7 protein-coding genes are annotated in these 15,043 nt (G+C 73.6%); all 7 read left to right on the top strand.

The genetic code is table 11. From position 1 onward, the window contains the following. The first annotated feature begins 21 nt into the window (after positions 1–21). The 7 genes from ACWCYY_RS25645 (at position 22) to ACWCYY_RS25615 (ending at position 15,043) form a co-directional block, all read left to right on the top strand. Entirely contained in the window at positions 22–7,542 is a 7,521-nt protein-coding gene (locus ACWCYY_RS25645; RefSeq protein WP_449797369.1) for a beta-ketoacyl synthase N-terminal-like domain-containing protein, read from the top strand. 84 nt (positions 7,543–7,626) lie between these two features. Next, entirely contained in the window at positions 7,627–9,228 is a 1,602-nt protein-coding gene (locus ACWCYY_RS25640) for a PfaD family polyunsaturated fatty acid/polyketide biosynthesis protein (protein WP_345284311.1), read from the top strand. Beyond that, positions 9,225–10,979 (top strand): acyl-CoA dehydrogenase family protein, encoded by a 1,755-nt coding sequence (locus tag ACWCYY_RS25635; protein ID WP_380148892.1) that lies wholly within the window; start codon positions 9,225–9,227, stop codon positions 10,977–10,979. The genes ACWCYY_RS25640 and ACWCYY_RS25635 overlap by 4 nt, the downstream gene beginning before the upstream one ends. Before the next feature lie 31 nt (positions 10,980–11,010). Next, complete coding sequence (locus tag ACWCYY_RS25630; protein ID WP_345284303.1) at positions 11,011–12,795, top strand: acyl-CoA dehydrogenase family protein; 1,785 nt, start codon at positions 11,011–11,013, stop codon at positions 12,793–12,795. Next, entirely contained in the window at positions 12,782–13,006 is a 225-nt protein-coding gene (locus tag ACWCYY_RS25625; RefSeq protein WP_449797368.1) for a hypothetical protein, read from the top strand. The genes ACWCYY_RS25630 and ACWCYY_RS25625 overlap by 14 nt, the downstream gene beginning before the upstream one ends. Then, a complete protein-coding gene (locus ACWCYY_RS25620) occupies positions 13,003–13,722 on the top strand; it encodes a 4'-phosphopantetheinyl transferase family protein (protein ID WP_345284299.1) in 720 nt (239 codons plus the stop codon). The genes ACWCYY_RS25625 and ACWCYY_RS25620 overlap by 4 nt, the downstream gene beginning before the upstream one ends. Before the next feature lie 25 nt (positions 13,723–13,747). Continuing rightward, a complete protein-coding gene (locus ACWCYY_RS25615; protein WP_345284297.1) occupies positions 13,748–15,043 on the top strand; it encodes an NAD(P)/FAD-dependent oxidoreductase in 1,296 nt (431 codons plus the stop codon).

Genomic DNA, 15,043 nt, shown 5'->3' with positions numbered 1-15,043 from the left:
CCGGAAAGGACCACAGCTTCCATGAGCAAGTACGCCATTGTCGGCCTCTCCTGCCTCTTCCCCGGCGCGGCCACGCCCGCCGAGTTCTGGCAGAACCTGAGCGCGGGCGTGGACAGCCGCCGGGAGGGCGGCGCGGAGGTGTTCGGCCAGCAGGCCGACCCCCGCGACGAGGACCCGGCCCACCGCATCTACTGCAGCCGGGGCGGGTTCGTCTCCGGCTTCGACTTCGACCCCACCGGCTACCTGCTGGACGCCGACCGGCTGGCCGGGCTGGACCGGGTCTTCCACTGGACCCTGCACGTGGCCCGCGAGGCGCTGCGCGACAGCGGTGCCGACGGACGCCCGGAGCTGCTGGCCCGGACCGGCCTGATCATGGGCAACTACTCGTTCCCGACGCCCGGTTCGGCCCGGATCAGCCTGCCGCTGGTGGACCGCGCCGTGCTGGCCGGTCTGCGCGAGGCGGGCCTGCCCGGCCTCGACCTGCCCGAGCCGGCCGCCGCCGAGCCCGCCGACGCCCGGGTCAGCGGCGCTCCGGCCCGGGTCGCGGGAGCGGCCCTGGGCCTCGGCGGTCCGCGCTTCGCACTGGACGCCGCCTGCTCCTCCGCGCTCTACGCGCTCAAGCTGGCCTGCGACCAACTCGCGGCCGGCCAGGCGGACCTGGTGCTGGCGGGTGGCGTCTGCGCCCCCGACCCCACCCTGATCCACCTCTCCTTCTCCGATCTGCACGCCTACCCGGAGAACGGCTTCAGCCAGCCCTTCGACTCCTCCTCGGCGGGCATCCTCACCGGCCAGGGCGCCGGGATGGTGGCGGTCAAGCGCCTCGCCGACGCCCAGCGCGACGGGGACCGGATCCACGCCGTGATCGACGGCATCGGGCTCACCAACGACGGCGCCGGCCGTCACCTGCTGCTCCCCAACGCGGCCGGGCAGCACAGCAGTTACCAGCTCGCCTACGCCGAGGCCGGGGTCGAGCCGACCGCGATCGACTACCTGGAGTGCCACGCCACCGGCACCCCGGCCGGTGACTCCACCGAGGCCGAGTCGGTGGCCCGCTGGTTCGGCGGCCACGGCAAGGTGCCGCTGCTGGGCTCGGTGAAGGGCAACATCGGGCACCTGCTGACGGTGGCCGGGCTGAGCAGTCTGCTCAAGGTCATCCTGGCCATGCAGCACGGCGAACTCCCGCCCACCGTCGGGGTGGACACCCCGGTGGACGCCACCGTCGGCGGCGCCCTGGTGCGCGAGCGGACGGCCTGGCCCGCGCACGAGGGCCCGCGCCGGGCGGCGGTCTCCGCCTTCGGCTTCGGCGGCACCAACGCCCACGTGGTGCTGTCGAACTCGGCGGAGCAGGTGGCCGAGGCGCAGCCGGTGGAGGCGCCCGCGCTGGACATCGTCGGGCTCGGCGCGCACTTCGGCACCCTGGAGACGGTGGCCGAGTTCGAGCGGGCCCTGCACGAGGGCGCCGACGCGTTCCGTACGCTGCCCGAACTGCGCTGGCGCGGCATGGAGTCCGGCCCGGTGCCGGAGGGCGGCTTCGTCGACCAGGTGGCCATCGACCCGGTGGACTACCGGATCCCGCCGGCCGACCTGCGCAACTACAACCTCCAGCACGCCCTGATGGCCAAGGTGGCCGACGAGGCGCTGGCCGACGCGGGCTTCGCCCGCACCCCGGCCGAGGGCCAGTCGGTGCCGGCCCCGCGCCGGGTCGCGGTGGTCGTCGCGATGGAGATCGAGCCCAGCGCCCACCTGCACCTGGCCCGGCACGGCCTGGCCGGGCGGCTGCGCGAGGCGTACGCGGCGGCCGGTCTGGAGCTGACGGACCAGCAGGTCGAGCAGCTGGCCGCGGCGGCCCGGGACGGCGTGCACCAGCCGATCGTGGCCAACGAGGTGCTCAGCTACATCGGCAACATCATGGCCAGCCGGATCTCCGCCCTGTGGAACCTGACCGGCCCCTCCTTCACCATCTCCTCCGACGGCGCCGGCACCGCCGAGGCGCTGGACATCGCGCGGCTGCTGCTGCTCGACCCGGAGATCGAGGCGGTGCTGGTCGGCGCCGTCGACCTGGCCGGCTCGCCCGAGTCGCTGCTGCTGCGCAAGGACGCCCCGGTGACCGGAGCGGGCCTCAGCTTCGGCGCGGGCAGCCAGGGTTGGCGGATCGGTGAGGGAGCCGGCGCCGTGGTGGTGGCCCGCCCCGGGAGCGACCGCCAGGTGTACGCCCGGCTGGACGCCGCCGTGGTGCGGCACGCCGTCCCGGTGGCCGGGGAGCTTCCCGAGGCCGACCCGGCACTGTTCGCCGAGGCGGCCCGTGAGGCGCTGGCGCTCGCCGGGGTCGGCCCGGCCGAGGTCGGCTACCTGGAGGCCCACGCCGGCGGCACGCCGGAGCAGGACGCGGCCGAGCTGACCGCACTGGCGGAGGTCTACCCCGCCGGGGCCTGCGAGCCGGCACTCGGCAGCGGCAAGGCCCAGCTGGGCGACACCCAGGGCGCGGCCACCATGGCCGGGCTGCTGCGCGCGGTGCTGGCCCTGCACCACGGCTACCTGCCGGGGGTGCCCAACTGGCGCGGCCCGGCCGAGGAGCACGCGGAGACCTTCGCGGCGGCGGGCTTCCACCTGCCCGGCGAGTCCCGTCCGTGGCTGCGCGCCGAGCGCTCGGCCCGCCGGTACGCGGCGGTCAGCTTCCTGGGCAGCGGCGGGGCGCACGGACACCTGGTGCTCTCCGCCGGTCAGACCCGCGGCGCGAGCGTGGAACGGGACTGGCGGCTGGCGGGCGGTCCGGTGCTGCTGGCCCTCGGCGCCGAGGACCGCGCCGGGCTGCTGGCCGAACTGGACCGCCACCTCGACCTGCTCTCGGTCAACGCCGACCCGTACGCCCTGGCGGTGGCCGCGAGCCGCCGCCTGACGCCCGGTCGGACCGTGCGCGCGGTGCTGGTCGGCACCGACGCGGACAGCCTCACCGCGCAGCTCACCGCCGCCCGGCGGGACCTGCCCGGGGTGTTCGCGCGGGACGAGGAGTGGGCCACGCCGGCCGGCAGCTACGCCACCGCGCGGCCGATCGGCCCGGAGGGCAAGGTCGCGCTGGTCTACCCCGGAGCCTTCAACTCCTACCCGGGGCTGGGCCGGGACCTGTTCCGCGCCTTCCCCGGCCTGCTCACCCGCTTCGAGGCCGAGGCCGAGCAGCCGGACCGCGCCTTCCGCTCAGCGCTGCTCCACCCGCGCTCCCAGCAGCCGCTCGGGAAGCGGGAGTTGATGGGGCTGGAGGAGAAGCTGGGCGGTGACCTGCCGTTCATGCTGGCCACCGGCACCAGCTTCGCGATCCTCTACACCGACCTGGTCCGTGAGCTGCTCGGGGTCAGGGCGCACGGCGCCTTCGGCTACAGCCTGGGGGAGAGCAGCATGCTGTTCGCCACCGGCGGCTGGCTGCGGGAGGCCCGGCGGGACGACCGGATCAGCGCCACCCCGCTCTTCAAGGACCGGCTCTGCGGGCCGCGCCGGACGGTCCGCGAGCTGTGGGGCCTGGCCGAGGACGCGCCGGACTCGGCGGTCTGGGGCAGCCACGTGCTGCTGGCCGGGGCGGAGGACGTGCGGGCCGCGATGGCCTCGTACGACCGGGTGTACCTGACCCACGTCAACACCCCCAACGAGGTGGTCATCGCCGGGGCGCCCGACCAGTGCAAGGCGCTGATCGCCGAGCTCGGCTGCCCCTCGGCCCGCTCGCCCGTCAACTCGGTGATGCACTGCCCGGTGGTGGACGAGGAGTTGGCCGGCCTGGCCGAGCTCAATGACCACCCGGTCGGCCCGGTCGGGGAGTTGGACCTCTTCACCGCCTACGACTACGGCACGGTGGGGGAGTTGGACCGGGAGACGGTCGCCGGGCGGATCGCGCACACGCTCCGCTCCACCATCGACTTCCCCAAGCTCACCCGCACCGCGTACGAGCAGGGCTTCCGCTACTTCGTGGAGGTCGGCCCCAGCTCCACCTGCACCCGCTGGGTGAAGGAGTCGCTGGGCGCCGAGCACCCGCACGTGGCGGTCTCGGTCGACCGGCGCGGGGTGCCCGCCACCAAGGCGATCGCCCAGTTGGCGGCCCGGCTGGTGGCGCACGGCGTCCCGCTCGACCTGACCGGGCTGCTCGGTGAGCTGCCCGCCCCGGAGGGGCGGAAGCGCCTGCGCTTCCCGGTCGGCGGCGGCCCGTCCATCCCGGCCGCCGTGGCCGCCGCGGCCAGGCCGGTCGTCAGCGGCACGGTGGGTGCCCCGGCCGCCTTCGCGGGCGTCGGCATCGTGCCGGGCGCACCGCTCGCCGCCACCGCCGCGTCCAGCGCCCCGCCCGCCGTCTCCGCCCGGCGCCGCCGCGCCGAGGCGGCGACCGTGCCGGCCGGCCCGGTGGCTCAGGCCGCTCCGCGCGGGACGGTCGCCTCGATCGACCTGCCGGGTGCGGGTGCGGCCGCGCGGCCCGGTGTGGGCGCTGCGGCCGGTCCGGCCGCCGCCGCTCCCGCCGGGGCGGGTTCGCCCGCACAGCCGGGGCAGGTGACCGCCCTCGGTGCGTCCGGGCCCGTCGCGATCATGGCCGGGCCTCCTGCGGTGAGTGCCGCGCCCGCCGCCCCGCCCACCCCGCCGGTACGGCCGTCCGCCGTCGTCCCGCCGTCCCCCGGACCGTCCGGTCCCGTTCCCGTGGAGGGCCAGCCCCCGATGCCTGTCGATCCGTCAGTCGCCGACCCCGAGGTCATCACCTTCGACGGCGAGCCGATCTCCTTCCTGCCCTGGGCCGAGCCCGAGGCGGCCCCGGTGGCCCAGCTGCCCGCGCGGCAGTCCGTGGCCGCCACCGCTCCGCAGGACACCGCTCCGCAGGCGGCTGCGCCGCAGCCCGGCGTCAGCCCGGCGGGCCAGCTGGTCCGCGAGCTGCGCGAGCAGCTGCTCGCCACCCACTCGGTGGTGATGGAGACCCAGCGGGTGCTCCAGGAGTCCACCCTCAGCCGGGCCGAGGCCCTGCTCTCCCAGGCGCCGGTCGTGCAGCCCGGATTGCCGGTGCTCCCGGCCCCCGAGCCGATCGCCTTCGCGATCGAGACCACCGTCCCGCAGGCCTCGGCCCCGGCTCAGGCCCCGGTGCTGCCCGCCGCCGTGCTGCCGCCGGTCACCCCGCAGCCCGTCGCCCCGGCCAAGCCGGCCGGAGTGATCTGGGACCAGGCCGACCTGCTGGAGTTCGCCACCGGCAGCCTGGCCAAGGTCTTCGGCGCCGAGTTCGCCGAGATCGACTCCTACGGCAAGCGGGTGCGCCTGCCCGCCGAGCCCTACCACTTCGTCACCCGGGTCACCGACCTCAAGGCGGAGACCGGCGTCTACCAGCCCTCCTTCATCCGCACCGAGTACGACGTCCCCGAGGACGCCTGGTACACGGTGGACGGCGGTGTGCCGCCGGCCGTGGCGATCGAGGCCGGGCAGTGCGACCTGCTGCTGATCAGCTACCTCGGCATCGACTTCAAGAACAAGGGCAAGCGGGTCTACCGCCTGCTCGACTCCACCCTGGTCTTCCACGGCGACCTGCCGAAGGCCGGGCAGACCCTGCGCTACGACATCTCGATCAACCGCTTCGTCACCCAGGGCGAGACCACGATCTTCTTCTTCTCCTACCTCTGCTACGCGGACGGCGAGTTGATCCTGGAGCTCAAGGACGCCTGCGCCGGCTTCTTCAGCCAGCAGGAGCTGGAGACCCCGCTCGGCGTCGTCATCACCGAGAAGCAGAAGGCCGAGCGGGCCGCGCTGAAGAAGACCTGGTTCAAGCCGTTGGCGGAGACCGGCCACAACGACCTGACCGCCGCCGATCTGGAGCTGCTGGCCCAGGGCAAGCCCGGGGAGGTGTTCGGCCCGCACCACGCTCAGGACGAGGGGATGAACCCGGCGCTGCGGCTGCCGGACGCCCGGCTGCGGATGATCGACGAGCTGCACATCGACCGCACCGGCGGCCCGCGCGGCCTCGGCCTGCTCACCGCGAGCAAGCAACTGCAGCCCGATGCCTGGTACTTCGAGTGCCACTTCCCGGACGACCCGGTGCTGGCCGGCTCCATGGTGGCCGAGGGCGCGGTGCAGGCCCTGCAGGCCTACCTGCTCCACCAGGGCATGCACCTGGTGCTGCCGGACGCGCGCTTCCAGACCATCATCGGCCTGCAGACCGAGGTCCAGGTGCGCGGCCAGATCACCCCGCAGCACAGCGAGATCCGCTACGAGATCGAGGTGATGGAGCTGACCCTGCTCCCGCGCCCCTCGGTGATCGCCGACATCCTGGTCTACCTGGGCGACAAGCCGGTGATCCGGATGCACAACTTCGGCATCCAGATCCGGGAGAAGGAGGGCACCCCGTACCGTCCGGAGGCGGGCGGCGTCCCGGTCTTCCTCGGCCGGCGCAACCGCAGCGGCGAGCCCGCGATGATCAACGAGCTGCACCTGGCGCACGCCGCCAAGGGCGACCTGGGCACCGCGATGGGCCCCGAGTTCGACGTCTACGCGAACAGTCGCGCGCCCTACATCCCCAACGGGGACTTCCAGTTCGTCGACCGCATCATGCGGCTCGACGGCACCCGCGGCGACCTCAACCCGGGCTCGGAGATGGTCACCGAGTACGACTCCCCGGCGGACGCCTGGTACTACACCCAGAACGCCCACCCGCACATGCCGAACGCGGTCTACATGGAGACCTCGCTGCAGGCCGCCATCCTGCTCGGCTACTACCTGGGCGCCACCCTGAAGCGCCCGGAGGAGCAGTACGCGATCCGCAACCTGGACGGCAAGGCCACCCTGGTCAAGGACCTGGACCTGCGCGGGAAGACCATCCGCCACCACTCCAAGCTGCTGATGACCAGCGCCATGTCCGGCGCGGTGCTGCAGAACTTCAGCTACGAACTCTCCGCCGACGGCGAGGTGTTCTACGTCGGCGAGTCGCTGTTCGGCTACTTCAGCGACGCGGCGCTGGCCAACCAGGTGGGCCTGGACGCGGGGACGTACGTGGCCCCGTGGATCGAGCAGGAGCAGCCGGCGAACGTGCGCCGGATCGAACTCCCCTCGGAAGCACCGGCGTTCACCGACCCGACCGGTGGACGGCTGCACCTGCCGGGCGAGCACTACGCCCTGGTGGACCGGGTCGACCTGGTCGAGGGCGGCGGCAGGTTCGGGGCCGGCTACCTGCACGGGCACCGCGAGGTCCGCCCCGACGAGTGGTACTTCGACTGCCACTTCCACCGCGACCCGGTGATGCCCGGCTCGCTCGGGGTGGAGGCGATCCTCCAGGGCCTGCGGCTCTTCGCCCTGGAGCAGGGCCTGGCCGAGGGGATCGAGCAGCCCCGCTTCGGGCTGGCCGTGGACGTGCCGATGAGTTGGAAGTACCGCGGCCAGATCCTGCGCCACGACCGCGAGTTGAGCTTCGACGTGCACGTGAAGGAGGTCCGCCGCGAGCCCGGCCGGGTGGTCGTGATCGCCGACGCCGACCTCTGGAAGCCCGGCCTGCGGATCTACGAACTCACCGACGTGGCCATCGAGGTCCGCTCCGACGCCGTCTGACGGCTCACCAGACACCCGGGGCTTGCCGGGTCGGTCCTCGGCCCGGCAAGCCCCTTCCCCAGCTAGGAGACAGAGACCCCACCCATGGACACGCTGGAGACACCGCTCCGCTGGTACGGGGAGAGCTACCCCGCCACCGACTCACCGGGCATCTACCAGGCCCTGGCCGCACTGGACCGCCCCTGCTTCATCGTCCGCACCCCCGAGGGCATCGGCGCCGTCGCCGAGGGCCACCCCGCCGCGCGCGGCGCCCGCGCCGGCGGTGGACTGCCGCTGCTGGCCGCCGTCCCGCCGCTGCCCGCCGACCGGCTCGGCTCGCCCGAGTTCCGCGCCGCGCACGGCGTCCGCCAGCCGTACCTGGCCGGGGCGATGGCCGGCGGCATCGCCTCCGCCGACCTGGTGATCGCCCTCGCCAAGGAGGGCTACCTGGCCTCCTTCGGCGCGGCCGGCCTGCTGCCGGAGACCATCGAGCAGGCGCTCACCCGCTTCGCCACCGAGATCCCCGGCCTGCCGTTCGCCGTCAACCTGATCCACAGCCCGAGCGAGGAGCGCCTGGAGCGCGAGGCGGTCGAGCTCTTCCTGCGCTACGGCGTGCGCTGCGTGGAGGCCTCGGCCTTCATGGCGCTCACCCCGCACGTGGTCCGCTGGAGGCTGGCCGGGCTGCGGCCCGGCCCGGACGGCCGGGTGCTCGCCGAGCACCGGCTGATCGCCAAGATCTCCCGGACCGAGACCGCCGAGCGCTTCATGAGACCCGCTCCGGCCGCCATGGTCGGCGCGCTGCTGGCGGAGCGTCTGATCACCCCGGAGCAGGCCGAGTTGGCCCGTCACGTGCCGATGGCCGACGACATCACGGTGGAGGCCGACTCCGGCGGCCACACCGACCGCCGCCCGCTGCCCGCCCTGCTGCCCTCCATCCTGCGGCTGCGCGACACCGTCCAGCGCGAGCACCGCTACCCCGCCCAGATCAGGGTCGGCGCGGCCGGGGGCCTCGGCACCCCGACGGCGGTGGCCGCCGCCTTCGCCATGGGCGCCGCGTACGTGGTGACCGGCTCGGTCAACCAGTCCTGCGTGGAGTCCGGCGCCTCCAAGGCGGCCAAGGCGATGCTGGCCGAGGCCGGGATCGCCGACTGCGAGATGGCGCCGGCCGCCGACATGTTCGAACTCGGCGTCGAGCTCCAGGTGTTGAAGAAGGGCACGCTCTTCCCGATGCGGGCCAAGCGGCTCTACGAGCTGTACCAGGCCTACGACGGGCTGGAGGCACTGCCGGCCGAGGAGCGGGCCCGGCTGGAGACCCAGGTGTTCCGCCGCCCGCTCGCCGAGGTCTGGGACGAGTGCGTCGGCTACTTCCGGCGGCGCGACCCCGAGCAGCTGGCCCGGGCCGAGGGCAGCCCCAAGCGGCGGATGGCGCTGGTCTTCCGCTGGTACCTGGGCATGTCCTCGCGCTGGTCGGTGGTCGGCGACCCGGACCGCACCCTGGACTACCAGGTCTGGTGCGGCCCCGCGATGGGCAGCTTCAACGACTGGGTGACCGGCAGCTACCTCAAGACCCCCGGCAACCGCCGGGTGGCCGACGTGGCCCACCACCTGATGCACGGCGCCGCCTTCCACACCCGGGTCGCGCAGCTGCGCACCGCCGGCGTGCGGATCCCCGCCACGGCGGGCGACTACCGGCCGGTGCCGCGGTGACGCCCGAGGAGCTGGACCGCGAGCTCGGTGACCCGGCCGACCCGGAGAACCCGTACGGCTGGGCGGCGGCGGTGCGGCGGGACGAGGCGGGGGAGTACCCGGAGGAGCTCGCCGCCGCGCTGCGCAAGCACGACTTCCACCTGAACTACCTGCCGCGCGAGCTGGGCGGCGCCTTCGAGGGCTTCGACCGCAGCCTGACCCTGGTCCGCACCGCCGCCCGGCGGGACCTCAACGTCATGCCCAGCACCATGTTCTCGATCACCGCCGCCACCTGCGTCCAGCTCCACGGCTCGGCCGCCCAGCAGGAGCGCGTGGCGGAGGTCCTCCGCCGCGGCGGCTCCGTCGCCTTCGCGATGTCGGAGGCCGACCACGGCAGCGACCTCCTGGCCAACGAGGTCCGGCTCACGCCCGTGGCGGCGCGCAGCGCGAGTTCGCCTGCAGCGGGCTCGGTGGAGGAGACGGGGCAGGCCGCGCGCAGCGCCGGGTCGCCTGCGGCGGGCTCGAGTTCCGCCTCCGACGCCTCTCCCGCGCGGAGCGCGTCCCCGGCCTCCGGCGAGAGCGCGGCGGCGGCCTGGCGGCTCGACGGGGCCAAGTGGATGGTCGGGCTCGGGCAGCGCAGTGAGGCGGCGTACGTGGTGGCCCGGACCGGCGAGCGCGGGCCCGGGGCGTTCTCGGCCGTCCTCACCGGTCTGGACGGGGTGGAGCGCGGCCCCGAGGTGCCGACCGGCGGCATGCGCGGGATCGACTTCGCGCACCTGCGGTTCGAGGGGCACCCCGTCGCGGCCGAGGAGCTGGTGGGCCGTCAGGGGGAGGCGCTGGAGGCGGCGGTCAAGGCGCAGCAGGTGGTGCGGCTGATGAGCACCGCCGGCAGCCTCGGCTGCGCCGACACCGCGCTGCGCCTCACCCTCGACTTCGCCACCGAGCGCCGGATCGGCCGCACCGCGCTGGTCGAATCCCCCTACCCCCGCCGCGAGTTGGCGATCGCCTCGGCGGCCCTGCTGGCCGCCGACGCGGTCGCCCTGGCGGCGGCCCGCGGCATCCACGTGGCGCCGGAGCAGTTCAGCGTCTGGGGGTGCGCGGCCAAGCACGTGGTGGCCGAGGCGGTGGAGGACGCGATGGGGCGCTGCGCCACCGTGCTGGCCACCCGTTCGGTGCTGCGCACCGAGGGCCCGGGCGGCGGGATCTTCCAGAAGCTCCAGCGGGACGCCGCGCTGGTGCGGGTGGTGGACACCTCCACGGTGGCCAACCTGCGCTCCTTCGCCGGACAACTCCCGGCGCTGATGCGGGGGCTGAACGGGATCGACGCGGATCCGAGGGCGGTCCGGGAGGTCTTCGACCTCCAGGCCGAGCTGCCGCCGTTCGAGCTCGGCCGCCTCGACCTGAACGCCCGCGGCCGGGACCTGGTGACCGCGGGCCTGCCGGACACCGGGCCGATCCACCGCCACCTGGCCGACCTCTCGGTCCAGGTCTCCACCGCCGACCCCAAGGGCAACGAGCTGGTCGACCTGGCCGAGCGGTTCGCCTGGCTGCACGCGGCCGCCGCCTGCCTGCACCTGTGGGTGGTGAACCGGGAGAACGAGGTGCTCGGCCGCCCGGACTGGCTGACCGCGGTGCTCGCCTACCTGCTCTCCCGCGCCGAGGGCACCCCCGTCCGCCGCCGTGAGGCCGAGCTGCTGCCGGCCCTCGCGACCGTCCGGGACCTGTACGGGCGGGGCCGGCTGTTCTCCGCCGTCCCGGTCCAACTCATCTGATGGCACCACCGATCCACAGGAGCGAACCACCGTGCCGAAGGCAGACCTGACCGAGCTCGCCGCGCGGCTCGAAGAGCAGCTCGGCGACCCGCACGACCCCGACAGCAGCATGCCGTTCGAGCAGATCCTGGCCCACGACGAACGGGAGGAGTTCCCCTACGCCTTCGTCAACCTGCTCCAGCGCTGGGGCGTGCACGAGTACGTCATCCCGAAGGCGCAGGGCGGCAAGGCGGGTGACGTCGAGGTCGGCTTCAACCTGCTGCGCCTGATCGCCCGCCGCGACCCGACCTCGGCCACCGCGCTGATGCTCACCAGCCTCAGCTTCATGCCCGCCTGGATCGCCGGAACGGACGAGCAGAAGCAGTACGTCGTCGACCGGATGAAGCAGGGCACCAAGCTGGCCTGGGGCCTGTCGGAGCGTCACCACGGCAGCGACGTGCTGGCCAACGAGATGCGCGCCGAGAAGGTCGAGGGCGGCTACCTGCTGACCGGCGAGAAGTGGCTGATCGGCAACGCCACCGTGGCGGACGGGGTCAGCGTCTTCGCCCGCACCGACCCCAAGGGCGGCCCGGCCGGGTACTCGATCTTCCTGGTGGAGAAGCGCAACACCCCGGCCGGCTCGGTGGTCGAGCTGCCCAACGAGCGGCTGCACGGCCTGCGCGCCCTGGACATGAGCGGCATCCGGCTGGACGGGGTCTTCGTGCCGGACTCGGCCCGGCTCGGCCACGAGGGCCAGGGCCTGGAGATCGCGCTGAAGAGCGCCCAGGTGGCCCGCACCACCATCGGATCGATGGCGCTGGCGGCGGTGGACACCGCGCTGCGGGTGACCCTGGACTTCACCGAGCAGCGCGAGATCTTCGGCAAGAAGGTCAGCGACATCCCGTACTCCCGGCGGCAGTTGACCGAGGTCTTCGCCGATCTGCTGACCGCCGACGCGGTCAGCCTGGGCGCGGTGCGCAGCCTCCAGCTGGTGCCGGAGCAGACCAGCGTCTGGTCCTCGGTCGCCAAGTACTTCGTGCCGACCCTGCTGGAGCGCTCGATGGCCCAGCTGAACATCGTGCTCGGGGCCCGGCTCTACCTGCGGGCCCATCCGCACTACGGCATCTACCAGAAGATGCTCCGCGACCTGTTGGTGGCCATCTTCGCGGACGGCAACACGGTGGTGAACCTCAAGAACATCGCCCTCCAGCTGGACGGTCTGCTCACCACCGCGGGCAACCCCGAGGCCCGGGCCGAGGCCGAGCGGCGCACCCCCGTGCTCTACGGCATCGACCGCGAGCTGCCGCTCTACCGGCCCTGGGACCAGGAGCTGTTCAGCCGCGGCAAGGACGACGCGCTGCTCGGCGCGCCGGCCGCGCTGTCCCGGCTGTGCGAGCTGGCCGCCGCCGCCAAGGGCGAGGAGCGCGGCTGGCTGGAGCGCTCCGCCGCGCTGGCCGCCGAGCTGCTGGAGCGGGCCGAGGACCTGCACGCGCAGGCCGCCGAGCTGCGCTCCGAACTCGGCCGGGAGTACGGCCAGTCGGCCGAGCTCTTCGACCTGGCCAAGCAGTACGCGACCCTGCACGCCACCGCCGCGGTGCTGCACACCTTCGTCCACTCGCACGCCGCGCTGGACGACCCGCTGCCCAGCGGCGCCCTGCTGCTGCTCCAACTGGAGCGGCTGGCAAAGGAGTTCGAGCCGCACCGGGTGGTCACCGGAGCCGCCGAGGTGGACGAGGTGATGCGGGTGCTGCGGCACCTGCACCGGGCCAACCGGCTGTTCTCGTACTGGCAGTTCCCGCTCGCCGAACGGACCGGAGCCGTCCATGCCCAGAGCTGAGCGCCGTACCGCACCCCGCACCGCCGTCTGCCACGGCTGCCAGGGCGTCTTCGCCAAGGAGCTGCTGGACCACACCCTCAAGGTCTGCGAGCCCTGCCGGACCGGCTTCCGGCAGTCCATGGACGAGTGGCTCAAGCGGCTGGTCGGCCTGGCCGCCCTCGCCGAGCCGGCCGAGCGCCGCCCGGCTGCCCCGTACCGGGCCAGGCCGTGACCACCGCGGCCACGGGCACCGAGGTCCTGGCCGCCGATGCCCACCTCTACCTGCTGCCGGAGCGCTCGGTCGACGGCTTCGCCGAACTCCACGGTGGAACGGGCCTGTTGACCCGGGCGGAGCGGGAGCGGATGGACCGTCAGCGCACCGCGGGGGCGCGGAGGCGGTACCTCGGTGCCCGGCTGCTCTCCCGGCACGCGCTGAGCGACCGGGACGGCCGCCCGGTGGGGGAGTGGCGGTTCGCGGTGGCGGCCTCCGGCCGTCCGGAGGCCGAACCGGACGGCCACGCCCTGCGGTTCAACCTCTCGCACACCGAGGGCCTGCTGGCCTGTCTGGTCACCGAGGGCCGCACCTGCGGGGTGGACGTGGAGGCCACCCCGGCCCGGCCGGACGCGGTGACCCACCTGCCGCGCTGGTTCGCCCCCGCCGAGCGGGCCGCACTGGCCGGCGCGGCGGACCGGGCGGCCGCGGTTGCCGCGTACTGGGTGCTCAAGGAGGCCTACCTCAAGGCGCTCGGCACCGGCCTGCGCCGGGAGCTGGACGGCTTCGCCGTCAGTGCCCCCTGGCAGCCGCCGATCCGGCTCCACGACCCGCTCCAACCCCCGGACTCCGACTGGAAGTTCGACCTGCTCCACCCCGCACCCGGCTATGTGCTCGCCACCGCCGTCGCCGACGGCACGGCCGGCCGGCTGCACCAGACCTGGATCACCCCGTAGAACCGCGTAGAAGAGGAACAGCCAGATGTCCAAGCCCCGTGTCGCCGTCGTCGGAGCCGGTGTGGCCGGTCTCTCCGCCGCCTACAAGCTGCGCGAGCACGCCGAGATCACGCTCTTCGAGGCGGAGGGCCGCCCGGGCGGCCACGCCAACACCATCGAGGTGGAGGACGAGGGCCGCACCCTCGGCATCGACACCGCCTTCGTGGTCTTCAACCAGCCCAGCTACCCCAACCTCAGCAAGTTCTTCGCCGAGCTCGGCGTGGAGAGCCGCCAGCACCTGGGCGGCTTCAACTTCTTCGACCTGGACAGCGGCCTGCAGTACGGCACCGTCGAGATGGGCCTGCCGGAGGAGGAGGTGACCGGCCGCTACGGCGCCGAGTTCCAGACCATCTGGCGCGAGGCCCGCCGCTTCCACGAGGAGGGCCGCAAGGACTTCCTGCGCAAGCGCACCGACCTGCCGCTGGGCGAGTACCTGGACCGGGGCGGCTACAGCCAGGAGTTCCGGTACGGCTACGTGATCCTGCTCTGCACCGCGGTCTGGTCGGTGCCGGCCGAGCTGATCTGGGAGATGCCGGCCACCACGGTGATCGCCTTCTTCATGGCCCACGACGAGGGCGGCCTGGGCGGCCAGAAGGTGGACTGGCGGACCGTCAGCGGCGGCTCGATCTCCTACGTGCGCAAGGCGATCGCCGCGATCGACCCGAAGCTGCGGCTGGCCGAGCCGGTCACCGGCATCCGCCAGGAGGAGGACGGCGTCACCGTCTCCACCGCGCGCAGCTCCGAGCGCTTCGACCACGTGATCCTGGCCACCCACGGCGACACCGCCCGGGAGCTGCTCAGCAACCCGGACGAGGTGCAGCGGCGCACCCTGGAGAAGATCCGCTACAACACCTCGCTCGCGGTGCTGCACACCGACGCCTCGGCGATGCCGGCCGACCGCGGCCGCTGGGACAACTGGAACTACGGCAAGGTCGCGGTGGACGGCGTCAGCCGCCCGTACGTGGCGTACTACATGAACCGCCTGCACGGCTTCGAGTCCGCCACCGACTACTTCGTCACCCTGGACTACCCGCGCGAGATCCGCGAGGAGCTGGTGATCCGCGAACTGTCGTACTCCCACCCGGTCATCGACATCGACCTGCGCCGCCTCCAGCAGACCATCTACGAGGTGAACGAGGGCACCCGGGTCAAGCTGGCCGGCTCCTACTTCCACTCCAAGCAGCTCTACCACGACCAGATCGGCTCCCACGAGGCCGCCTTCTCCTCCGGCATGGAGGCGGCGGCCCAACTCCTTCGCGAGCTGGGCCACCGCGAGGCCTGA

Source organism: Kitasatospora sp. NPDC001664, assembly GCF_053596675.1.
Note: the sequence above shows the minus strand (reverse complement) of the source record. Positions and strands in the feature narration are given on the sequence as shown.

Coding starts and splice junctions, on each gene's coding strand:
- ACWCYY_RS25645 (WP_449797369.1), top strand. CDS start 22: ATGAGCAAGTACGCCATTGTCGGCCTCTCCTGCCTCTTCCCCGGCGCG.
- ACWCYY_RS25640 (WP_345284311.1), top strand. CDS start 7,627: ATGGACACGCTGGAGACACCGCTCCGCTGGTACGGGGAGAGCTACCCC.
- ACWCYY_RS25625 (WP_449797368.1), top strand. CDS start 12,782: ATGCCCAGAGCTGAGCGCCGTACCGCACCCCGCACCGCCGTCTGCCAC.
- ACWCYY_RS25615 (WP_345284297.1), top strand. CDS start 13,748: ATGTCCAAGCCCCGTGTCGCCGTCGTCGGAGCCGGTGTGGCCGGTCTC.